Source organism: Actinoplanes teichomyceticus ATCC 31121, assembly GCF_003711105.1.
GTDB classification, from domain to species: domain Bacteria; phylum Actinomycetota; class Actinomycetes; order Mycobacteriales; family Micromonosporaceae; genus Actinoplanes; species Actinoplanes teichomyceticus.
Genome location: NZ_CP023865.1, coordinates 2,235,710 through 2,257,689, shown reverse-complemented (window position 1 = coordinate 2,257,689; position 21,980 = coordinate 2,235,710). Strand labels below are relative to the sequence as shown.

Sequence of the window (21,980 nt, the reverse complement as noted above, 5' to 3'; positions counted from 1 at the left end):
GGCCCCGGACGAGACCCCCGAGTCTGGCGGCGCCGTGGGCTTCACGGTGACCCGGCAGCAGCGCCGGCCGTACCTGTACCGGCCGTCAGGTTCAGCGGATTCGTCGCCGACCCGGAACTTTTCGCACCGTGGCTGTCCTGACCCGACCGGCCGGGCCGGCGTGCCGCGGGTGAGCCGGCGGAAAGCCGCCCTGCGCCCGCTCACACCGCGGCCGGTTCCCGGGGCTCGTCGGGGACCAGGCTGAACGCGTCCTCCTCCTCCTGCGCGTTGTGCAGGCACAGGATCGCGTAGAGGCCGTAGAGCAGCCGCCGCACGTCGACCACGTCCTCCGGCTCGGCGGTCTCCGGCAGGTCCCGCAGGGTACGCGCGAGCCGGCTGACCTGGTGTTCGATCTCGGCATGGGTACGGCTGAGCGCGGCGACCGCCTCGGCGCCGCCCAGCGCCCGCGCCATGATCGGCAGCAGTTCGGCCTCCTCGGCACGCTCGTGCGGCAACAGGTCCTCCTGCAGCCGGCGCACCAGCCCGCGCACGCCGGACAGCCGGTACGGCGGGTCGCTGAGCCCGTCGGCGACCGTGCGCACCTGCTCGACCAGCGACCGCACGTCGCGGTGCTGGGCGTACAGGCGGCGGGCGACGGCGGCGTCGGTGGCGTTCATCGGCACGGTGTGCGTACGCCCGGGCAGCAGCGCGGTCAACGCGATGCCGATCGCGGCGACGTCGATGGCCTCCTGCAGCAGCGCCCCGGCCGGGATCGGCAGCCACCCGGCCGCCGCGGCGAGCATCGCCAGCACCGAGGCGCCCATCCCGGTCAGGACCGCGACCAGCGCGATCGAGCGGGAGCGGCGGGCGATCAGGATCGCGTCGGCGAGCGCGTCGATGCGGTCCACGGTCAGCACCACGTCGGCGGCCTCCGCCGAGGCGGTGGCGCCGCGGGCGGCCAGGGCCACCCCGACGCCGGCGGCGGCCAGCGCGGGCGCGTCGTTGATCCCGTCCCCGACCATGATGGTCGGCTCGCGCTGCTGCTCGGCGCGGACCAGGGCCAGCTTGTGGGCCGGGTCGCAGTCGGCGTGCACCGCGTCCGCGCTGACCACGTGACCGACCGCCTCCGCCGCGTCGGCCCGGTCACCGGTGAGCAGCACCATCCGGCGGATGCCGGCGGCCCGCAGCGCCCGGATCATGCGGGGCGCCTGCGGCCGCACCGGGTCGTGCAGCAGCAGCGCTCCGGCCGGCTCGTCGTCGACGGCCAGGAAAACGGTGATCGAGCCGTCCAGCGCGGCCCGGCGCCGGGTCTGCCGCAGCCACGCGGGCCCGGCCCCGGCCGCGACCCAGGACGCCTTGCCCAGCCGGACCCGGTGGCCGTCGACGACGCCCTCGATCCCGTAGCCGTGGACCTCGCGTACGTCCCGGGCGCGGCCCGGCGGCAGCCCGCGCTCGCGGGCCGCCGTGACGATCGCGGCGGCCAGCACGTGCGCCGAGCTGGCATCCAGTGCGGCGGCCCAGCCCAGCACCTCCCCGGCGGACGGCCCGCCGGGCGCGGTGACCACGTCGGTGAGCACCGGGCGTCCCACGGTCAGCGTGCCGGTCTTGTCGAACATCAGCACCCGCCCCGCGGCCAGCCGCTCCAGGGCGGCGCCGCCCTTGATCACCACGCCCCGGCGCGCCGCCCGGGACAGCCCGGACACGATCGCGATCGGGGCGGCCAGCAGCAACGGGCACGGGGTGGCCACCACCAGCACCGCGACGGCCCGGCCCGGGTCACCCGCGGCCAGCCCGGCGACCGCCGCCAGCACCAGGGTGACCGGCACGAACGCGACGGCGAACCGGTCGGCGGCGCGCACGAACGGCGCCGTGCCGGCCCGCGCCTGCTCCACCAGGCGCACCACCCCGGCGTAGGTGGATCCGGCGGCGGTCGCGGTGGCGGTCAGCTCCAGGGGCGCTCCGGCGTTGACCACACCGCTGCGTACGTCCTCGCCGACGCCGCGCGACACCGGCCGGGACTCCCCGGTCAGCGCCGCCTCGTCGAGCTCGGCCACGGTGAGCAGCCGGCCGTCCACGGGAACGATCTCGCCGGAGCCGACCAGCAGGCGGTCCCCCACGGTGGCCTCGGCGACCGGCACCGGGGACGGTCCGGTCGCGGCGACCCGGCGCGCCGTCCGGGGCGCCCGCCCCACCAGGGCGCTCAGCTCGCGGCGGGCCCGGGCGTCGGCACGCTCCTCCAACAGCGCGCCGGTGGCCAGCATGACGGCGACGACCGCGCCGGCGAAGGCCTCCCCGACGGCCAGCGCACCGGCCAGCGCCAGCCAGGCGATCACGTCCACGCTGGGCCGGCGCTCGCGCACGGCGGCGACCAGGGTCGCGGTGGAGGCCAGCAGCCCCAGCAGCGTGGCGGCCACCCACGGCACGGCCGCGACCGGCGCCGCGCCCAGCGCCCACGCCGCCGTTCCGGCGGCCAGCAGCAGGACCGTCGCCACCGCCAGCACCTGTCCGCGCCGCCACCACCGCACCACAGCCTCCTCGACAGTCACTGTGCGTAAGAGTCTTCCCTCTGTACGGCAGTATCCCAGGGCCATCGAGCCCCGGATCACTAAGGCGACACTCACCGTTTCCGCCGAAATACCCTGGTATGCGGGCCATTCATCCCGAGCCGCAGCCATCATGGCGAGCTCCACGGCACAGTTACTGACAGTGACCACAATGCGCTGGGATCCACCACCACCCCGGCCCGGCGGACGCGAAATAATATTGCTTATGGGTCATAACGGGCAGCGATCCGGGGTACCCGAGAACCGAAACTCGGAGGAGGTGAAGGGAATGAGCAACCCGACGCACTACGCGCCCCTGGCGACACATCCCGACCTGGTCGAGATGCAGGCCCGGTACGAGCGCGCCGCCGCGAGCGGACCAGCGGTGATCACCGACGGCATGACGCTGCTGGCCGGGCTGTGGCTGGCCATCTCACCGTGGGTGGTGGGGTTCGACCTGACCGCACCCGCCGTACGCGTCAACAATCTCGTCCTCGGCATAGCGGTCGCCGTGATCGCCGTGGCGCTGACCGCGGCGCCGCAGCGCATGGTGCGGCTGAGCTGGGCGACCGCCGCGCTCGGCGCCTGGGTGGTCGTCTCGCAGTGGATCATCCAGCAGTCCAGCAGCAGCGCACCAATCATGATCAACAATGTGGTCAGCGGCGCCTTGATCATGGTGCTCGGTGTGGCCGCCGCGTCGATCCTCAAGGCCAGCGAGTCCACCGCGGCCCCGAGACAGACCAGCTGAGCCGACCGGCCCGGTCGAGTCCTCGCCGCCGAGCCGGAGGGACTCGACCAGCACCGGCCGGCCGGCGGCCGCCTGCCCGTCACCCCCGGGGCCGCCCATCCCCCGGGGCCTCCCATCCCCCGGGGCACCCACCCGCCGGGGCCGCCCACCCGCCGGGGCCGCCCGCCCCCCGGGGCCGCCCATCCCCCCGGGGCCGCCCATCCCCCCGGGTCGCCCATCCCCCGGGGCCGCCCATCCCCCCCCCCGAGCCGATCCCGCCACCCACCGCGAACCGCACCGCCACGACGCGGGTCCCGGGCATCCGGAGCAGCCCAACACTGTACGCAGCGTCACTGACCGGTTACGGTCGGAGTTGACGACTGGGCCGACGGCACGGCTCCGGAGGTGAACCCATGAATCCCTCGTCCTCACCACCAGTCATCGCCGGTGTGAGCGGCTCGCCGGCCAGTTGCCGCGCGGTCGAGGCGGCCGCGCGGGAGGCCGCCACTCGCGGATGTCCGCTCCACCTGGTGCACGCGATCAACTGCCCGCCCTGCACGACCGACCATCCGAGAGCCGCCGGTGACCTGCTCCAGCAAGCCGTGGCCACGGCCACCGCGACGGCGCCCGGCCTGGCGATCGTCACCGAGCTCGTGGAGGGCTACCCGGTGACCGGGCTGCTGCGCCGGTGCCGCCACGCCGAGCTGACCGTCATCGGCGACGGCGGCCTGAACGACCAGGTCTGCCTGCCGGCCGACGCGGTCGCGGTGCAGATCGCGGCACGCTCCTTCGGCACCGTCATGGTGACCCGGGCCGCGCCGGCCCCGGCCGGTCCGATCCTGGTCGGGGTGGACGGCGCCGGGGCGCCGGACCCGTTGCTCGACTTCGCGTTCGACGAGGCCGCGAGCCGGCGGACCGGCCTGCTCGTGATCCACGTCGGCGAGGACCGGGACCGCGAGCTCGACGAGGTGGTCGCCACGCGGGCGCTCAAGCGGGGGGTGCAGGCGCAGGTCCGTGTGCTCGGCGGGGATCCGACCGCGGTGCTGCGCCGCGAATCGCAGGAGTCGTCGCTGATCGTCGTGGGCGCCCGCGGCCGGCAGCCGTACCACGGCCTGCTCGGCTCGGTCGCGCAGACGCTGCTGCACCACGGTCGCGGACCGATCGTGGTGGTACGTGGCGCCTCCCGGCCGCGCTCGGGCACCAGGGTCGAGGCGCCCGCGGCCCCGGCGGAGAGCGCCCGCGTCTGAGCCCGCGGCCGGGTCCCAGCCGGGTCGGCGCGTGTCAAGCGCGGTCGGCGCCTGTCAGGCGCGGTCGGCGCCTGTCAGGCGCGGTCGGCGCGTGTCGAACACGGTCGGCGCTTGTCGCACCCGTCGGCGCGTGTCGAGCACGGGCGGCGTGTGTCGAGCACGGGCGCCGTCGCGCCCGGACCGGGACGGCCCATCGGTCCGGGCGCCGCGGCCGCCTCTAGTTGGGCGCCGTCAGCGGATGTGCCTCGTCGTCACGGGCGGCCAGCCGCTCCAGCTCGTGCCGATACTGCCGGCGGTTGATCTCGCCGCGGAGAAGCTGTGCGGTCAGCGCGCCCTCCAGGGTCGTCGGCTGCTGTGCGGCGTCGTCAGATCCGGCATCGCCATTCGCCTCGCCGTCCGACGCCTTCGCCGACTCGCAGACGGGCCACATGGCCAGGATGCCGACGACCACCATCATCAGCATGAACACCGTCAGGAACAGCATGAGGATCACCCCCTTCACCACCTATCCTGCTCCTGCCGGACCCCGCTCGGCATGGACTCGCGGCGGCGGGGCGAACAGCGAAAAACGTCCGGCCGGGCGGCCGCCGCACACGCGCCGCCGCGAGAACCGGCCCGGTCACCGTTCCGGCCGCGAACCCGGCGGGCCGCCTCCACACACGCTCCGCAAGAAACCGACCCGATGACCGTTCCGGCCGCGAACCCGGCGGGCCGCCTCCACACACGCTCCGCAAGAAACCGACCCGATGACCGTTCCGGCCGCGAACCGGCCGGGCGCGGCCGCCATCCGGCCGGCGGGGCGGGACCGGCCAGGGCGGCCGGGCGCCCGGGGCCGGTGGTTGCCGGCCCGCGCTCACCCGGTGAAGAAGACCGGGCAGCACGCGTGGTGCAGGACCGCCCGGCTCACCGGCCCCAGCCTGGTGTGCCGCCGGTCGCGGCCGAGCACGATCGCGGTGGCGTGGGCGGAGGCGGCCACGAGCTCGCTCGCCGGGTCGCCGGCCACGGTGCGGTTGTGCACCGCGACACCGCCGCACCGGTCCGTCCAGTTCGGCCGCTCGCTGGGCTGCCGGGTGACGTGCACGAGGGTGACGTCGCAGCCGCGGATTCGCGCCTCCGCGACGGCGAAGTCCGCCGCCCGGGAGGCCGCCGCCGACCCGTCGACGCCGACGACCAGGGGCGGGGTTGCCAGCTCCGGTCCGGGCGGCCAGCCGGGAACCCGTACCACCAGAACCGGGCCGGGATGCCGGGCCGCGACCCGGTCGGCCACGCTGAGCCCCAACAGGCCCCAGGCGGCCCCGTGCCGGTGCCCGACCACGATCAGGTCGGCGCGGCCCGCCTCGGACAGCAGCGCCTCGGCGGCGCCCGTGCCGCCGCTGAGCCGGGTGGTCACCGCCACCCTCGGGAGGAAGCCGTGCACCCGCTCGGTCAGCCGGTCCAGCACCCCGGCGTCGCGGGCCAGCGGGCCGGCGTGCAGGATCAGCAGCCCGGCCCCGCGTACCCCGGCCTCGATCGCCGCCAGGTCGACCGCGACGTGACCGCTCGGGTGGTCGTCCACCCCGACGACGACCGGCCCGGCGCCGGCCGCCTCCCCGGCCGCGACCGCCGGCGCGGAAATCGGGGCGTACGGGTCCACGTACGAGGGGAAGCCGAGGTAGCGGTTGACCGCCTCGCTGTACGGCGCGGTCCGGCGCGGGGCGCCCGCCCGGTTCCGGGCCTCCCGCTCCACTCTGAAGTTGCTCAGGTCGCTCATGGCAGCCTCCCGACCTCATCGGCGCTGTGCGCGTCGGGAACGAAGCGGCGCCCCGGGACCGGGGCAGCGACGGCGCTGCCGGCGCTCCTTACTCCCATATAACCGCCGAAGCGGCGCCCGGGCAGGGCTTCGAGCCGTTCCCGACCCGGCCGGTGTCCCGGCGCGGTGACCACGGCCGCGGCCGGCGGGTCGGCGAGTCGCCGGCCGATCCGGGCGGCGAGGCGGCGCGGGGACTCCGGAGCGCCGGACGGGACCGCGGACCGTGCCCCGATCCCGGGAAACTTTCGTACCGTTGAGTCATGGGAAAGCCTCGCCCGTCCGGGGACGACCGTACGGTCGTGGCCGGCATCGACGGCACCACGCACAGCCCGGCGATCGTCGAGCTGGCGGCCGCCGAGGCCACCCGCCGCTCGGCGCGGCTGCTCATCGTGCACGCCTGGCCGGGGCACTACCGCGGCCGGTTCCGCCTGCCGGGCCCGCATCCGGGCCCCGCGGAGGGCGGGCGGGTGCTGGCGCTCGCCGCCCAGCACGCCGCCACCGGCCGGCCCGGGCTCACCGTGCAGACCCGGCTGTGCGCCGGCGATCCCGCCGACGCGCTGATCGACTGCTCGCGGAACGCCGAGATGCTGGTGATCGGCCATCGGGACGGGAAGTTCGGCCGGCCGGACTGGGGTACGACGGCTCGCCTGCTGGCCCGTGCCTGCCCCGGCCCGCTGCTGGTGCACCGCGGGCAGGTCCCGGAGCGGGGCCCCGTCGTCCTGGGCGTTTCCGGCCGTCCCGCCGAGGCCGCCGTCGGGTACGCGTTCGCGCAGGCCGCGCTGACCGGCGCGCACCTGGTCGTGGTGCACGCCCGGCAGCCGTCGCCGGACCGGTGGGCCCGGCACCCGTTCCCGGTGCGCGCGGACGGCGACGGTGCCGAGCAGGTGCCGGAGCCGCTGGCCGCCGCTCTGGTGGAATGGTCCGGGCGGTTCCCGCGAGTCACCGTGGAACGGTTGGTCATCCCGGACGTCGACGTGCCGTACACCCTCGCCCGGGCGTCGCGGCGGGCCCGGCTGCTGGTGGCCGGGACCGGGGGCCGTGGCCGGCTCGGCGACCTCATCGGCGTCCCGGCCGGGCGCCCGGAGCGGCGCCCCGGGCTCTGCCCGGTGCTGCTGGTTCCCGCCGACCGGCCGGTGCGGCTCCCGGACGCGGTGCGTCCCGCCGAGGCCCGGCTCACCCGCTGAGCGGCGGGTCGCCCCGGGGCCCGTCTCCGGGGGTTCGCGCCCGGCCGTCCGGAGGGCCCGCGACATCGGCATCCGGCCGGTGCCGACGGGGTGCCGCGGGCGGCGGCCGGTGACCCGGCGTCACCGTCGGTCCGGAAGCGGCACGTCCCGGACGCGCCGGGAGCGTCACCCCCGGTCCGGAAGCGGCACGTCCCGGACGCGCCGGGAGCGTCACCCCCGGTCCGGAGGCGGCACGTCCCGGGCCCGCCGGGGCCCGGCAGGCCCACCCGGCCGGACCGGCACGCCCGCCCGGCCGTCCGGGGCGGGCGTCCGATGGAGGCTGAGAAGGCGACCGGACCCAGCGCCACCCGGCGTGGCGGCCGGCGATCGGGAAGGAGGCCCGCGGCCATGCAGGAGAAGAAGAGGATCGTCATCGGATTCGACGGTTCACCCGCCGCCCGGGCCGCCCTGATGTGGGCGCTGGACGAGGCGAGCCGCACGAACACACCCGCGGAGCTGGTGTACGCCGACGAGTGGCCGATCTGGGCGCCCGCGGCGAGCGTGGTGCCGTCGCCCGCGCTGCGGCCGGAGAGCTACGACCGGGTCATCCAGCAGATGCTCGGCGACGCCGTGACCGACGCGCGGCGGACGCACCCGCTGGTCGAGGTGACCGCCACCGCCGTACCCGCGCTCACCTCCACCGCGCTGGTGGAACGCTCCGCCGGGGCCACGATGATCGTGCTCGGCGGTGGGGACCACGGGATCCTGGCCGACGTGCTCGGCTCGGTCGCCGCCGAGGTGGGCGCGCACGCGCGCTGCCCGGTCGTGGTGGTGCACGGCCACCCGGCGGGGACCGAGCCGGTGGTGGCGGCGCTGGACGGCTCCCGCCACGCGCCGGCCGTGCTGCGGTTCGCCGCCGGACGGGCCGCCGCCCGCGACGTCGCGCTGCGTGCCCTGGACATCCGCTCGCACCATTCGGCGGCCGCCCGCGGACCGGTCTTCGACACCCTGGTCGACACGGCCCGGCACGAGTTCCCCGGGCTGCGGATCGAGGCCGAGGTCGTGTCCGGGCACGCGGCCGACGCGCTGATCGCGGCCGGGGACACCGCCCAGTTGCTGGTCGTCGGCGGTCGCGGGCTGGGCGCGGTGCGCGGCCTGCTGCTCGGCTCGCCCACCTGGCGGGTGTTGCGGCACGCGAAGTGCCCGCTCGCCGTGGTGCACGAGACCGGCGGGACGGTCGGTGCGGCATGACCGCGCCACCACGACCGGGCGAGGGCCGGATACGGGCGCTCGCCCCGTGCCGGTGGTCCGTTCGCCCCTGACCGCCGGTCCCGGCCGGCGTGACACTGACGGTATGAGCCGTCACCGACCGTGAGGAGGCGGGGACGATGAGCACCACCACGGTAGCGATCCGCGAACCGGTCACCGGTCAGGTCATCGACGTCTGCCGCGGACCCACGCCGGCCGGGGTCTGCCCTCGAGCCGGCCGCGACGGCGTCGTGCCGTGCGCCGGGCACCTCGTCGGGCCGCCGCAGGGCGACGCGCGGTACTGGCCGGTGTGGGTGCCGCCCGGCTGCCGCCAGTGCCGGTTGAACTGGAACGAGCAGGCCGCCGGTTGCCTGCGCGAGGCCGAGCGCTGCCGGGACCGCTGGCACGCCGGGCTGGTCCGGGAGACCGACCGGGTGTACGCGCAGGCCGCCGCCGGGGATCCGCGCTTCCGCCGGATGTCCGACCGCGAGCTGCGGATCACGGCGCTGTGGCGCTGGCGGCTGTCGTCGCGGGCGCTGGCGCTGCGGCGCGCCGAGCGCAAACAACGCGACTGGAGTCGCCTGTACCTGTCACTGGCCGAGCAGCAGCGGGAAGCCGCGCCGGCGACGGCCGGCTGACCGGAGCGCGACCGGGCCCGGGCGAGCCCCAATCCCCCGGTCCCGCCGCAGCCGGCATGGGACGCTTTCGGTAGGGACCCGCAACCCGCATCTGCTCGGCGCGGCCGGACGCCGCCGGCACGACCCGGACGCCGCCGGCACGACCGGGACGCCGCCGGCACGACCCGGACGACGATGCGAGCAGGCCCGTGGAGGGAGCCGACATGACACGAACCGTCGTCGTCGCGGTCGACGGCGCCGATGCCAGCCGGTTCGCGGTCCGGTGGGCCGCGGCCGAGGCGCGGCGCCGCGAGCAGCCGCTGCGGGTCGTGCACGTGCTGGACTGGGAATGGGCGACCGCGCGGTACGACTTCGCCGGCGAGCAGTACCGGGCCGCCCACCAGGCCGCCGAGGCCATCACGGCCGCGGCGGCCGAACAGGCGCGCGCGGTCGCGCCGTCGCTCGGGGTGGAGACCGGCGTGCTGATCGGCAGCCCGGCCGCCCAGCTGGTGATCGCCTCCGAGACGGCCGGGCTGATGGTCCTCGGTCACCGCGGGCACGGCGGTTTCCCCGGGCTGCGGCTCGGGTCGGTGAGCCAGCGGGTCGCCACCCACGCCCACTGCTCGGTCACCGTGGTCCCGGACGACGCCGAGCACGGCGACCGGCCGGTGGCCGCCGGGGTGGACGACTCCGTGGCGGCCGACGGCGTGCTGGAGGCCGCGTTCGCCGCGGCTCACCAGCGCGGCGTCAAGCTGGTGGCGATCCGCGCGTACGTGCCGCCGCTCCCGCCGTACGACGGCGACCTCCCGCCGGCCTACCTGCGGGCCCCGGTGCAGGACGCCGCCGAGCGCATCCGGCTGGCCGAGCACCTCGCGCCGTGGCAGGCGAAGTTCCCCGACGTAGAGGTGGAGACCCTGGTGTCGCCGGACGGCGCCGCGGCGGTGCTGGTCGACGCCTCGCGGGACGCCCAGCTGGTGATCGTCGGCAGCCGGGGCCACGGGGTGCTCGCCGGTACCCTGCTCGGCTCCGTCGGCCTGCAGCTGCTGCACCACGCCGCATGCCCGGTCCTGATCGTGCGCCCGGAGCACGGGCGGGACGGCACGCCATGAGCACCGGCCGGGACCGGACCCGACCATGCGGCGGCTGCGCGGGCCGGAGCCGCTCCGGCGCCGGGCAGCCGCCATCATCCAAGGGGGGCACACGTGAACAAACATCTGATCGTCGTAGGCGTGGACGGCTCCGACAGCGGCCGCCGCGCGCTGGAGTGGGCGGCCCAGGAGGCCGCCGACCGCGACACCGCCGTGCAAGCGGTGATGGCGTGGTCCTGGGAGGGCGTCGAGGCCAGTGACACGGCCTCGCCGCAGGAGGAGCGCCGGCGGGCCGCCGAGCTGCTCGATCAGCAGATCCGAGCGGTCCTGGCCGTGCACGGCGCGCACCTGCCGATCGCCGCGGAGGCGGTCGAGGGGTCACCGGCCGAGGTGCTGACCGGGGCCGCCCGCAGCGCCGACCTGCTGGTGCTGGGCAGCCACGGGCACAGCAGGTTGCGGCACACCGTGCTCGGTTCGGTCAGCGAGGCCTGCATCCGCAAGGCGATCTGCCCGGTGGTGGTGATCCCGTCCCGGATGGGTGAACCGGTGCCGGACCGGGAGCCGGCGTTGCGTACCGTCGGCGCGCACCGGTAGGAGCCGGACCAGACGCGGCCGGCGCCCGTGGGGCGCCGGCCGTTGCCGCGCTCAGCCGACCAGGAAGACCGGGCAGAGCGCGCGCTGAGGCAGCACGTGCGTGGCCGGCCCGAGCAGGGTCCGGTTCAGCACGTCGTGCCGGTGACGCGCGATCACCACCGCGGCCGCCCGGGCGGACTCCTCCACCAGAGCCGAGACCGGGTCGCCGGAGACGATCCGGTGGTGCACCGGTACGCCGTCGCGGGTCTCCTGCCGCCGGGCCAGGTCCATCCGGTCGCCGACGACGTGCAGCAGGGTGACCTCACAGCCGCGGACGCGGGCTTCGGCGTACGCGAACTCCTCCGCCACCCGTGCCGCCGGCGAGCCGTCCACGGCCACCGCCAGCGGCCTGGTGCCGAACTCCGGCCCGGCCGGCCAGTCCGGCATCCGGACCACCAGGACCGGCCCGGGGTGGCCGTGGCACACCCGGTCGGCGACGCTGCGCCCGAGCGCGGTGGTCGCGGCGCCGTGCCGGTGACCGACCACGAGCAGGTCCGCGTCGGCGGCGGTGGCCAGCAGCACCGGGGCCGGCCGGGCCCCGACGGTGAGCCGGCTGGTCACCGGGACCGCCGGGGCGCTGGCGTGCACCCGGTCGGTCAGCCGGCGCAGCAGGGTCTCCCCCGCCTCGTCGGCGCCGGTGTGCTGGATCGTGACCAGGCGCAGGGCCCAGCCGTGCAGCTCGGCCTCGATCGCGGCGTGATCGACCGCGACCGTGCTGATCAGGCTGTCGTCCACGCCGACCAGGACGGTTCCGGCGGTGAGGGTGGCCGCGGCCCGTTTCGCGGCCGGGGCCCGGGCGGGCGCGGCGGCGTACGGGTCGGGGTAGCTGACCGCACCCAGGTAGCGATTGATCATGTCACCGAAATGGTTGACGCCGCCCATGGTGCGGCGTGCCGCCGTCTCGTCCCTGAATTGTTCGATGTTTCTCATGACGGCACCTCCGAATGCCGGGGCGCCGGGCCGAACCACCGACGCCCTCACCTCAAGTGAACCCTCGAACACGCTCCGTTGTAGTGCCGTTCGGCCTGTCCCGGTCCCGCGATCACGTGCCGGGCCCCGAGCGCGGCCCGGCCAGGACGTCGCCGGACACCGCGGTACCGGCACGTGACGTGACACCGGCCGGCGCGATGCGCAGGCCGGTGTCCCGAACCCACTTCTGATCACGAGCTGCCGGCCGGACGTCCCTCATCCGCTCCCGCGCACCACCACGACCGGGCAGCGGGAGTGCTGGACGCACTGCTGGCTGACCGAGCCGAGCAGGGCGCCGGTGAAGGCGCCGTGCCCGCGGCAGCCCACCACCAGCAGGGCGGCCCGGGCCGACGCGTCGACCAGCACCTGCACCGGGTGTCCGGGCACCACGCTCTCGGCCACCACCAGGTCGGACGGCTCGTCGCCGAGCACCTCGCGCACCGATATCGACAGCACCTTGCCGGCGGTCGCGGCCAGATCCTCGTCGTACGGGGCGGGCGGCGCCCACCCGTGGTAGGACGGCAGCTCCCAGGCGGTCACCACGTGCAGCCGAGCGCCGGTGAGCCGCGCCTGACCGGCCGCCCAGCGCAGCGCCCGCTGGGCCGGTGGCGACCCGTCCACGCCGACGACGATGTCGCCGTCACGGACGCCGGAGGGGTCCGGGTCCTCGAAACCGTGTCATCACGCACCTCCATGATCCGGGACGATCCGTACGATGCGCCGCTTCCGCTTCGCCGGCGTGTGCGCCACCGGCACGAGCGGGCGGTGCCGGGCTGGCGAGGAGCCGGGCACCGCCGTGCTGGCCCGCCGCGACCCCTAACAGTTCAGGTGCGCCGGGCGGTGGGTGATCTCCTCGATGTCCGCGGCCGTCACGTCCAGCAACTGGTAGGCGAGGTCGGACAGGGCGCGCGCCGTCGCCAGCTCGTCACCGATCTCCGGCACCTCCCGGTCGCGGGGCGCCCGGCGGGCGATGCCCTCGCCCCGGACCGGCTGCCCGGCCCCGGTGCGCAGCAGGGCGACCGCACGGGTACGCCGGTCCTCCTCGTCCTCGTCGATGGCGATTTCCACGGCCCAGTTCCGCGTATGAATCATCACTACCCTCCTCTCGCGGTCCTCCCCCTCATTGTTTCCCCGGACCAGGCGCGTGGGGGCCGGCTCCGGGCAGGTCATCGGCCCCGGTTTCCCGGCCCGACGTCCCCTGCCGGCGCCGGGACGACAGAATGACGGTGGAGTGGAGAAGCCATGGGGGTGGTGGATCATGGCAGTGCCCGGCCACGCGGAGATGCTGCAGACACACACCGCGGTGCTGTTCTTCCTCGGTGATCGCGTGTACAAGCTGAAGAAGCCGGTCGATCTGGGCTTCCTCGACTTCCGCCAGCGAACCGACCGGTCCCGGGTCTGCCACCGGGAGATCCAGCTCAACCGCCGGCTGGCGCCGGACGTCTACCTCGGCGTCGCCGACGTGCTCGGTCCGGACGGGGAACCCTGCGACCATCTCGTGGTGATGCGCCGGATGCCGGCCGACCGGCGCCTGTCCACGCTGGTCCGCAGGCCGGCCCCGATCGCCGCCGACCTGCGCCGGCTGGCCCGGATGCTGGCCGCCTTCCACGCCCGGGCGCGGCGCGGGCCCACGATCGACATCGAGGGCTCCCGGGCCGCGCTGCAGGACCGGTGGGACGCCACGTTCACCCAGCTGCGCCGCTTCCACGGCGGGGTGCTGGACGCCCTGGACGCCGCCGAGGTGGAGGACCGTACGCACGAGTTCCTGGCCGGCCGGGACCGGCTGTTCACCGAGCGGATCGGGCACGGGCACATCGTCGACGGCCACGGCGACCTGATCGCCGACGACATCTTCCTGCTCGACGACGGCCCCCGGGTGCTGGACTGCCTGGAGTTCGACGACCGGCTGCGCTACCTCGACGTGCTCGACGACGTGGCGTTCCTGACCATGGACCTGGAACACCTGGGCGCGCCCGCCCTCGCGCACGACTTCCTCGCCGGATACCTGGAGTTCAGCGGCGATCCGGCGCCGGAGGCACTGGTCCACCACTACTCGGCGTACCGGGCGTTCGTCCGCGCCAAGGTCGCCTGCCTGCGTCACGAGCAGGGCGATCCGGACGCGGCCGTCGACGTCGCCGACTACACCGATCTGACCCTGCGGCACCTGCGCGCCGGCGCGGTCCGGCTGGTGCTGGTCGGCGGGACACCGGCGACCGGCAAGTCGACCCTGGCCGGCCGGCTCGCCGACCGGCTCGGCGCCACCGTCCTGAGCAGCGACCGGATCCGCAAGGAGCTGGCCGGCATCGACCCGGGGACCGGCGCCGCCGACTACCGCACCGGGATCTACACCGCCGAGTGGACCGAACGCACCTACGCCGAGATGATGTGGCGCGCCCGCCGCCTGCTCGAACACGGCGAGACGGTCATTCTGGACGCCTCCTGGACGAGCGAACGACGGCGCGGCTGCGCCCGCTCCCTGGCCACCTGTGCCCACAGCGACCTGACCGAGCTGCGCTGCACCGCCGAGCCGGCGACGCTCGCGGACCGGCTGGCCGCTCGCGTCCCGGGCGGGTACTCCGACGCGGACGCCCGGATCGCCGCCCTGCTGGCCCGGGACGCCGACGACTGGCCGCAGGCCCATGAGATCCGCACCGACACCACCGTCGACGCGATCGCTCAGGCGCTGGCCGCGGTCGGGCCGTACCGGCAGCTCTCGACCGCGGGCGGCCCGGTCCACCAGCCGGGCTGACCGGCGGGCCCGGGCGGACGGCGGGAACGCACCGGTCGCGGCGATCGGGCGGGACAGCGGCCGGGGTGACGACGCTTCTCGCCTGACCGGAGGGCGCGGGCCCGGCCCCGGTCAGCGGCCGTACCGGTCGAACGGGACCGTCCAGTCGCCGAGCCCGTTCCAGATCGGCAGCTTGCGGGGGCTGTTGCGGACGTCCACGATGTCGCCGACCAGGAAGTTCTCGTACACCCACCGGGCGTCGGCCACGCTGAGGTTGATGCAGCCGTGCGACAGGTTGGCCCGGCCGAGCGCCTGGTTCCAGGGGGCGGCGTGCAGGAACTCGCCGGAGTAGGTGATCCGGGTGCAGTACTCGATCTCCTCGGCGCCGTAGTAGTTCGGGTCCTTCGGGTCGGTGACGCCGTAACTGGCCGAGCTCATGGTGTGCACCCGCTCCTTGGACAGCACGACGTGCGGGCCGCCGGCCGTCCAGTAACTGACGTGTTCGCCGTTCGCGCCCGTGGTGGAGCCGCCCTTGCCGAGGCTGCTCTTCATGGTCCGGACGAGCTTGCCGTCGATATAGACCTTCGTGTGATGTGTCCGGTTGTCACTGATCGCGACCAGCTGACGTCCGATCCGGAAGTGGGTCGACGCGTTCTTCGCGCCGTACACCTGCTTGCCGAGCTTGACGCCGAAGGCGTTGACGTTCACCTTGACCGTCGTGCCGCCGGTCCAGTATTTCGCCGGCCGCCAGTGCACGGTCCGGTCGTTCGCCCAGTAGAACCTGCCGTCCACCGCGGGCGAGGTGGTGATCTCGATGGCCCTCTCCGCCGCGGCTCTGTCGACGGCGCGGCTGAACGCGATGATGACCGGCTGGCCGGCGCCGTACGTGTGGCCGCTGCGGAGCGCGCTCATCGCGTTGGCCTGGAACGTGATCCGCGCGAGGTGGTCCGGCGTGACCGTGGTGAACGTGGAGGTGTGCCGGCTCGTCGCGCCCGAACTGTCGGCGGCCGTCGCGACCACCCGGAACGTCTTGCCGTAGGCGAGGTCCTCGGTCGAGCGCCAACTGCCGTCGGCCTGCATGGAGCCGCTGATCGTGGTCTTGCCACCGGTGACGGTGACCGAGCGCAGCACGCCCTGCGCGGCGGCGACGACGATCGGCTGCACCGGGGACACCCCGGTGGCCCGGTGCGCCGGCGTCACGGTCAACCGGACCGGGGCGACCGGCTTCTCGGTGCCCGCCACCGGCTCGACCCGGCCGGCGCTCCCGGATGCGGCCCCGCCGTGTGCGGAACACCCGGCGGCCGAGGCGGCCGCGACCACGCCCAGTGCGCCGAAGATGACCTTACGTCGATGAATCATGGCTCTCACAATCGAGGGGTCCCGGCCGCACCATCCGTGGCCGTATCAGCAAAGACGCGGCTGAGGCCGGAAAAGTTGCCTGTCGATCCGAGCGAACCGCGCGGGCGCTGGCGGAGATCATCTTGGCAGATCCGGACCGTCCCCGGTAGCCGCCGCCGGGGCGGGGTCGTGTTGACTCGGCCGGTGGATCGTCAACGGCTCAGCAGCATCGCGCACACCCACCACCCGATCGCGGCGCCGGTCTCCGGGGTGGCCGTCAACCGGCTCCTGCGCCGGGCGGGCCGCGAACCGGCCGCCCGGATCCTCGACCTCGGCTGCGGCGAGGCGGCGTGGGCGTTGCAGGCCCTGGCGCATCACCCGGACGGGCACGCCGACGGCGTCGACCTGAGCCCGTACGCGCTGGAGCGGGCCGCGTCCGCCGCCGCCGAGCGCGGCCTCGCCGACCGGCTCACCCTGCACCGGCGCGACGCCCGCGACTACGTCCCGGACGGCGACTACGATCTGGTGCTCTGCGTCGGGTCGACGCACGCGTTCGGCGGCTTCGGGCCGGCGCTGGAGCTGGCCGGCCGGCACGTGAACCGGGACGGGGTGCTGCTGGTCGGCGAGGGTTTCTGGGAGACCCCGCCGACGCCGGCGGCGCTGGCCGCCCTGGACGCGACGCCGGCCGACTTCACCGACCTGCCCGGCCTGGTCGCCGCCGCCGCGAGCGCGGGCTGGGTGCCGGTGTACGCGCATGTCAGCGACGCGGCCGAGTGGGACGACTACGAATGGTCGTGGACCGGTTCGCTGACCGGGTGGGCGCTGGACAACCCGGGGCACCCGGGCGCCGCCGAGGCGCTCGCCGCCGCCGAGGAGCACCGCGACCAGTGGCTGCACGGCTACCGCGGTGTCCTCGGTTTCGCCACCCTGGTCCTGCGCCGCGGGTGAGCGACCGCCGCCCGGTGGCCCGCGGCGCTCAGGCGACCACGCGGCGCAGCGGGATCCCGGCCGAGCGCAGCTGTCCCACCAGGTCCCTCAGGAACGGGTGCTCGTCGAATTGCCGGCCGTCCGGGTTGGGGATGGTCAGGTACGCCGAGTCGCCCGCCACCTCCACCGTCGCGGTGTCGGTGTACCGGCTGACCAGGTGCTGGGTGCGGGCCAGGTCGGCGGTGGCGACCTGGATCCGGGCCGGTCGCCACTGCCCGCCGAGGTTGGCCGGCGCCGGCTGGGCCGCCGCCCGCGCCCGCGCCGGATCGACGCCGGGCGAGAGGCTCAGCGGTGACCGCGGGCCGGCCGGGGCGAGCAGCGCGTTGGCCACCAGTTGCCGGCCGCTGTCGTGGTACGCCCGAAACAGCGGGTTGAACGCGAACAGCACCGCCCGCCCGGCGCCGATCGGCTCGTCCACCACCGCCGACGTTCCCTTCAGGGTGTCCGCCGCGACGGTGTAGCCGTTGTGCCAGAACGTGTCGCCGGCCGGGTAGGTGACGACGTTGGCGCCGGTGGTGCTCGGGGTCAGGATCGGGTCGTCGTTGTTGAACTGGAAGTCCTCCGCCGGTCGGCCGAGCGCGACCGGGCCGCCGGCGTCCACGTCCACCCGCAGGTGCGAGCCGATCACCAGGTAGTCCGCCGGTTTCGGTTTCTCGGTGGTGGAGGTCAGGCCGGCCGCGCGGGCCATCCGGGTGCCCTGGTTGCGCAGCCCGATGTAGGTGTGGCCCCGGGCGATCCAGTTCCGCAGGTTGGCCTGACCGGTCGCGGTCAGCCCGCCGGTCGCGTCGCCGCCGTCCGGCACCAGCAGGACCGTACGGCCGGTGAACGCCGGCGTGTTGTCGTTGATGTCCGCGCTGGTCACCGGCGTGAGGTCCAGGCCCCACTGCCGCCCGAGCACGTAGCGGGCCTCCCCGTACGAGCCGGAGGTGGTGGAGATGCCGGCGCCGGCGAACAGCCCGACGTCGGGGCGGGCGATCGGCGTGCCGCCCGCGGGCCGGCGGCCGGCGGTCAGGGTCACCCCCAGCGACCCGGCGAGCCGGTCGGCGGCCGGGGTCAGGGCGCGTGCCGGGATCCGGACCAGATCGGTGCTCGGCTCCCGGGTGACCGGGACGCCCCGGCCCAGCAGCCGGAAGGTCAGCTGCGCGGCCGCGGCCGAGTCCGCCCGGTACGTGTACGAGCCGCCGGCCGGGGCCGGCCGGGTGCGGCCGCCCTCGATCCGCCGGACCGGCTCGGCGCGCGGCCGCACCGGGTCGCCGGTGTAGACCGTGTCGATGCCGGCCAGCAGCGGGTTGCTCCACGACGAGACGTCGTAGAAGTACGGGAACGGAACGTACGGATCCTCCCCCATGACCGCCTGGATCCAGTGCTTCTGCGGCTGCTCCATCGGGATCCAGTACGCGCCCGCCGGCACGGTCAGGCCGGTGGCGCCGCGCCCGCCGAAGATCCGCGCGTGCGGCACCTCGACCGGCTCGGTCACCCGGTACACCTCGACGTCCATCCGGCGCAGCCGCTCGACCAGCCGGCGCACGTCGGCGAGCTGGCGGCCCGGCATCAGGAAGTACGACCTGATCCGCAGGTCCGGCACCGGGAACTGGACGGTGTTGGTGGGCTGGACCACCTCGTTGGGCTCCAGCGTGCCGGCCCGGCCCTCGGCGAGCGCGTCCACCCAGATCCGGTAGTAGCCGTCGAGCACCTCGCGCTTGTGGGCCGCCGCCCAGCCCAGCGTCGCCCACTGCGTGTGGAACTGCTGCTGGACCCGATCCTGCACCGCTGAGGCGCCGCCCTTCTCATAGGTCATTCCCGCCGCGCCGAAGCCGGCGGCCGGGACGGTGTCGCCGTAGCCCATGTAGAACAGGTCGTAGTACTCGTAATTGAAGTAGCACTCCGTGGTGACCGCGTCGGTGCAGGGGCCGTGGTAGCCGAAGCCGGCCTTGTTCGCCTCACCGATCCGGTTGATCCAGTCGACCGGCTGGTCGGCGATCTCGTGGTGGATCGGGTCGGCGTTGGGCGGGAAGAAGTACCGTTGCCCGCCCATCTCGTGGGCGTCGACGAAGACCTGCGGTGGCAAGCGCCTCAGCAGCTCGATCTTGTGGTCGGTCTCCGGCTGGGTGCGCGCGAACCAGTCCCGGTTCAGGTCGAAGCCGTATTCGTTCTGTCGCCGCAGCGCCTCGCGGCCGTCCGGGTTCTGGGTGGGCACGATCACCGTGATCAGGTTGTCGGCGCGCCGGCGCGCGGCGCAGGACCGGCCGGCGGCCAGTTCGTACAGCGTCTTGAGGGCGGCGTCGGCGCCGCTGGTCTCGCCGCCGTGCACGTTGCCGGCTATCCACACGATGGCCGGCCGCTCCGCGGCGATCCGCCGCGCCGCGCCGGGCCCGAGCCGGCGCGGATCGCGCAACCCGCGGATCTGCGCGGCGATCCGGTCCAGGGTGCCGGGCTCGACCTGGCCCCGGCCGGAGACCACGGCGTACGGCAGCGGCCGGCCCCGCACGCTGGCGCCCATCGTGCCGGTGACCACGCGGTCGGACGCCCGGTCCACCGCGCTCAGGTAGCCGCGGATCTCGTCGTTGGTGACCACCCGCTGCTGGCCGGCGCCGAGCGGGAAACCGAGGTACTCCTCCGGGCTGGGCACCGTGGCCAGGTGGCCGCCCGGGTCGCTGCCGCACGGGGCGCTCCGCGGTGTCGCGCTCGCCGGGACGCCGGCCGGCACCGCGGCCAGGGCGGCCGCCAGCACGACGGCCATGGCGCCCGCCAGGCGGCCCGGCCGAACCGTTCGGGGGGTGGCTCGGGGAAGTCGCACCGTGTCCTCGTTCCCGTCGGCGGGAAATGACTCGAAACGCTCCGCAGCCTATGACCTCCGATTCACCCGGGTCAACGAATTCCGCATCAGAACATCGTCGCAGGTGAATTGGTAATGCGCCGGCGAGAGTGGTTTCCGGTCCACGCGGGGCCGGTCCGGTCACGCCCGCAGCAGCGCCGCCATCGCGTCGTTCTCCGCGGTCTGCTCGTTGATCACGTGCTTGGCGAGGCTGCGCAGGTAGGCGTTGCCGCCGGGGCGGTCCAGCAGCGACCGGGACATGGCGATGGCGCCCCGGTGATGCTCGATCATCAGCCGCAGGAACACCGCCGGGGCCGGGCCCGCGTCGGCCCGGTCCAGCTCGGCCAGCTGCGCCGCGGTCAACATGCCGTGCTCCGCGCCGCCGCCGGCCGGGGCCGCGGGCGGCTGGCTCCAGGCGGCCAGCCAGTCGTTCGTCCGGTCGATCTCGCGTTGCTGGTCGTGGATGATGAACTCGGCGATCAGGCGGATCCGCTCCGGGACCGCGCCCTTGGCGATCAGCGTGCGGCTCATCCGCACCGCCTGCTCGTGGTGCGTCACCATCATCCGCGCGTAGTGCACGTCGGCCGCGGACGGCGTCGCCCCGGACTCCGAGGCGACCTGCTGGTCCGGCCGGTCGCGCACGCGGTCGCCGGTACGCAGCGCGAGGACGGCCACGGCGGCGAGGGCGAGCACGAGCGCGGCGGCGAGGCGGCGGATGGTCAACGGGAGTCCCTTCGCGCGGAATCGGACCGGCCCGGTCACGGATGACCGGGCCGGCTCGTCGTTCAGCCCTGCGAGCCGTCGTCGCCGGGGTTGCCGTTCACGGCCGCACGGCCGTCCGGGGTCAGCGGGTTCATCCCGGTGAAGTCCCGCGGCACCAGGTCGAAGCCCTGCCAGTGCATCGGCATCGGGCTCTGGTCCTCGTCGCGCGGCACGTGGTGGAAGCCCACCCGGACCCACATCACCGGGTCGGTCAGCTTCTCCTTGTTCTTGACGAAGTCGACGACCGTCACGGTGTCCAGCGGGCACTCCGGGTCCGCGGCGTTGGCGCTGGCCCACTTCTCGCACGGGTTCTTCTGGCTGAAGGTCACGTCCGGCTTGGTCTCCGGGTGTCCCTCGTACCGGTCGCTCGGCCCGGGCACCAGCTCGTAGGAGCGCTGGTGCCCGTCGGCGTTCTTGGCGGTCGGGCTGACCAGCCGCCAGAAGCGCTGGTTGGCCTTGGCGAACGTGCCCTCGGTGGCGATCGTCCGGCGCGTGGTCTTGAGCGCCGCGGTCACGCTGCCGCGCCCGGCCGTCGCCGTGTCGAACTGCTCGACCTTCTCACCGCCCTGGCCGGCGATGTTGAAGTCCACCCGCCAGAACGCGTTGTGGTAGTGCATGGTCGCGTAGTCCTTGGCGGCCTTGCCGACCGGCCATCCGTTGTCCGCGGTCGAGTACTCGCTCGGCGCCAGGTCGCCGGTCGCCCCCAGCCGCGCCGAGATCTGCCCGTCGTCGTGCAGCCGGTACTCGGTCACGTACTCGTACCAGCCGAGCTTGCTGATCGCGCGCAGGACCAGGTCGTGTCCCTGCCGGGAGTAGACTGTGTCCGTGGGCTCCTCGGTCTCGTCGTTCCACTCCTGCTCGTGCAGCCGGTAGGCCAGGCCGCGCGGCTCCGCGCTGACGCAGAGCACGTCGCGCTGCTGCGGGTCGCTGCCGCCGTCGGAGCCGCGGCGCACCGAGCCGCCCTTGCAGTCGTCGCCGGTCAGGCTCTCCAGGCCGTAGCCGCCGAGGCCGATGGCGGTGAGGTCGTCGTACTCGGTGTCACCGGTGTCGTAGGGCACGTTGAGCTGCGCCAGCCGGATCGAGTCGAGCACCTGCACCGGCTCGGGATAGCGCTTGGAGGCGACGAAGACGTGGTCGAGCACCAGCCCGGCCTTGTCGTTGATGCGCCAGCAGAGCTGCCAGGTGGTCCCGTTGGGCAGGGTCTCCTTGACCATCGCCGACGCGCCGCAGGGCGTCGCCGCCGGGGCCGCCTGGGCGGCGGCGGGCGCGGTCACGCTCAGCACGGCCGACGTCAGGAGCGCGACGGCGCCGGCGGTTTTTCGGTACGTCATGCTGCGGGAATCTCCG

The 21,980-nt window shown here is 74.9% G+C and carries 19 protein-coding genes; 9 read left to right on the top strand and 10 right to left on the bottom strand.

Translation table 11 applies throughout. The annotated features are described in order from the left end of the window. Window positions 1-200: 200 nt before the first annotated feature. Window positions 201-2,525, bottom strand: coding sequence for a heavy metal translocating P-type ATPase (locus tag ACTEI_RS10210; protein ID WP_203723619.1), 2,325 nt, complete (start codon window positions 2,523-2,525; stop codon window positions 201-203). Window positions 2,526-2,811: 286 nt separating this feature from the next. On the opposite strand from ACTEI_RS10210, the gene ACTEI_RS10205 reads away from it, so the two are divergent. Beyond that, window positions 2,812-3,270: an SPW repeat protein gene (locus ACTEI_RS10205; protein WP_164465897.1), complete on the top strand. Its 459-nt coding sequence runs from the start codon at window positions 2,812-2,814 to the stop codon at window positions 3,268-3,270. A gap of 392 nt (window positions 3,271-3,662) precedes the next feature. Continuing rightward, window positions 3,663-4,496 (top strand): universal stress protein, encoded by an 834-nt coding sequence (locus tag ACTEI_RS10200; protein WP_122977433.1) that lies wholly within the window; start codon window positions 3,663-3,665, stop codon window positions 4,494-4,496. 217 nt (window positions 4,497-4,713) lie between these two features. On the opposite strand, the gene ACTEI_RS10195 is transcribed toward ACTEI_RS10200, so the two are convergent. Next, window positions 4,714-4,998, bottom strand: a complete 285-nt coding sequence (locus ACTEI_RS10195; protein WP_122977432.1) for a hypothetical protein — start codon at window positions 4,996-4,998, stop codon at window positions 4,714-4,716. A gap of 351 nt (window positions 4,999-5,349) precedes the next feature. Then, a complete protein-coding gene (locus ACTEI_RS10190) occupies window positions 5,350-6,246 on the bottom strand; it encodes a universal stress protein (protein ID WP_122977431.1) in 897 nt (298 codons plus the stop codon). Between the two features lie 299 nt (window positions 6,247-6,545). Here ACTEI_RS10190 and ACTEI_RS10185 point away from each other — a divergent pair, with 299 nt between their 5' ends. From ACTEI_RS10185 to ACTEI_RS10165, 5 genes are all read left to right on the top strand, one after another. Then, window positions 6,546-7,469, top strand: coding sequence for a universal stress protein (locus ACTEI_RS10185; protein ID WP_122977430.1), 924 nt, complete (start codon window positions 6,546-6,548; stop codon window positions 7,467-7,469). A gap of 387 nt (window positions 7,470-7,856) precedes the next feature. After that, window positions 7,857-8,699, top strand: coding sequence for a universal stress protein (locus tag ACTEI_RS10180; protein ID WP_122977429.1), 843 nt, complete (start codon window positions 7,857-7,859; stop codon window positions 8,697-8,699). 137 nt (window positions 8,700-8,836) lie between these two features. Then, the gene (locus ACTEI_RS10175; protein ID WP_122977428.1) at window positions 8,837-9,334 is read left to right on the top strand and encodes a hypothetical protein; all 498 of its coding nucleotides are present in this window, start codon (window positions 8,837-8,839) and stop codon (window positions 9,332-9,334) included. 203 nt (window positions 9,335-9,537) lie between these two features. After that, complete coding sequence (locus tag ACTEI_RS10170; RefSeq protein ID WP_122977427.1) at window positions 9,538-10,422, top strand: universal stress protein; 885 nt, start codon at window positions 9,538-9,540, stop codon at window positions 10,420-10,422. 93 nt (window positions 10,423-10,515) lie between these two features. Further along, the gene (locus tag ACTEI_RS10165; RefSeq protein ID WP_122977426.1) at window positions 10,516-10,995 is read left to right on the top strand and encodes a universal stress protein; all 480 of its coding nucleotides are present in this window, start codon (window positions 10,516-10,518) and stop codon (window positions 10,993-10,995) included. A 51-nt stretch (window positions 10,996-11,046) separates the two neighbouring features. Here ACTEI_RS10165 and ACTEI_RS10160 read toward each other — a convergent pair whose 3' ends face one another. The 3 genes from ACTEI_RS10160 to ACTEI_RS10150 form a co-directional block, all read right to left on the bottom strand. Next, the gene (locus ACTEI_RS10160) at window positions 11,047-11,964 is read right to left on the bottom strand and encodes a universal stress protein (RefSeq protein ID WP_122977425.1); all 918 of its coding nucleotides are present in this window, start codon (window positions 11,962-11,964) and stop codon (window positions 11,047-11,049) included. Between the two features lie 255 nt (window positions 11,965-12,219). Further along, complete coding sequence (locus ACTEI_RS10155; RefSeq protein ID WP_239082327.1) at window positions 12,220-12,624, bottom strand: universal stress protein; 405 nt, start codon at window positions 12,622-12,624, stop codon at window positions 12,220-12,222. Window positions 12,625-12,819: 195 nt separating this feature from the next. Beyond that, the gene (locus ACTEI_RS10150; RefSeq protein WP_122977423.1) at window positions 12,820-13,095 is read right to left on the bottom strand and encodes a DUF1876 domain-containing protein; all 276 of its coding nucleotides are present in this window, start codon (window positions 13,093-13,095) and stop codon (window positions 12,820-12,822) included. Window positions 13,096-13,261: 166 nt separating this feature from the next. Here ACTEI_RS10150 and ACTEI_RS10145 point away from each other — a divergent pair, with 166 nt between their 5' ends. Further along, the gene (locus ACTEI_RS10145) at window positions 13,262-14,752 is read left to right on the top strand and encodes a bifunctional aminoglycoside phosphotransferase/ATP-binding protein (protein ID WP_203723620.1); all 1,491 of its coding nucleotides are present in this window, start codon (window positions 13,262-13,264) and stop codon (window positions 14,750-14,752) included. Between the two features lie 111 nt (window positions 14,753-14,863). Here ACTEI_RS10145 and ACTEI_RS10140 read toward each other — a convergent pair whose 3' ends face one another. Then, a complete protein-coding gene (locus ACTEI_RS10140; protein ID WP_122977422.1) occupies window positions 14,864-16,090 on the bottom strand; it encodes a L,D-transpeptidase in 1,227 nt (408 codons plus the stop codon). Between the two features lie 183 nt (window positions 16,091-16,273). Between ACTEI_RS10140 and ACTEI_RS10135 the strand changes: the two genes are divergently transcribed. After that, complete coding sequence (locus ACTEI_RS10135) at window positions 16,274-17,017, top strand: SAM-dependent methyltransferase (protein ID WP_122977421.1); 744 nt, start codon at window positions 16,274-16,276, stop codon at window positions 17,015-17,017. A gap of 28 nt (window positions 17,018-17,045) precedes the next feature. On the opposite strand, the gene ACTEI_RS10130 is transcribed toward ACTEI_RS10135, so the two are convergent. The 3 genes from ACTEI_RS10130 to ACTEI_RS10120 form a co-directional block, all read right to left on the bottom strand. Beyond that, window positions 17,046-19,796 carry a M14 family zinc carboxypeptidase gene (locus tag ACTEI_RS10130; protein ID WP_122977420.1) on the bottom strand — a complete coding sequence of 917 codons (2,751 nt, stop codon included), beginning with the start codon at window positions 19,794-19,796 and terminating at the stop codon, window positions 17,046-17,048. Between the two features lie 216 nt (window positions 19,797-20,012). Next, window positions 20,013-20,594 (bottom strand): DUF305 domain-containing protein, encoded by a 582-nt coding sequence (locus ACTEI_RS10125; protein ID WP_122977419.1) that lies wholly within the window; start codon window positions 20,592-20,594, stop codon window positions 20,013-20,015. Window positions 20,595-20,656: 62 nt separating this feature from the next. Continuing rightward, window positions 20,657-21,964 carry a copper amine oxidase gene (locus tag ACTEI_RS10120; RefSeq protein ID WP_239082328.1) on the bottom strand — a complete coding sequence of 436 codons (1,308 nt, stop codon included), beginning with the start codon at window positions 21,962-21,964 and terminating at the stop codon, window positions 20,657-20,659. Between the last annotated feature and the right edge of the window lie 16 nt (window positions 21,965-21,980).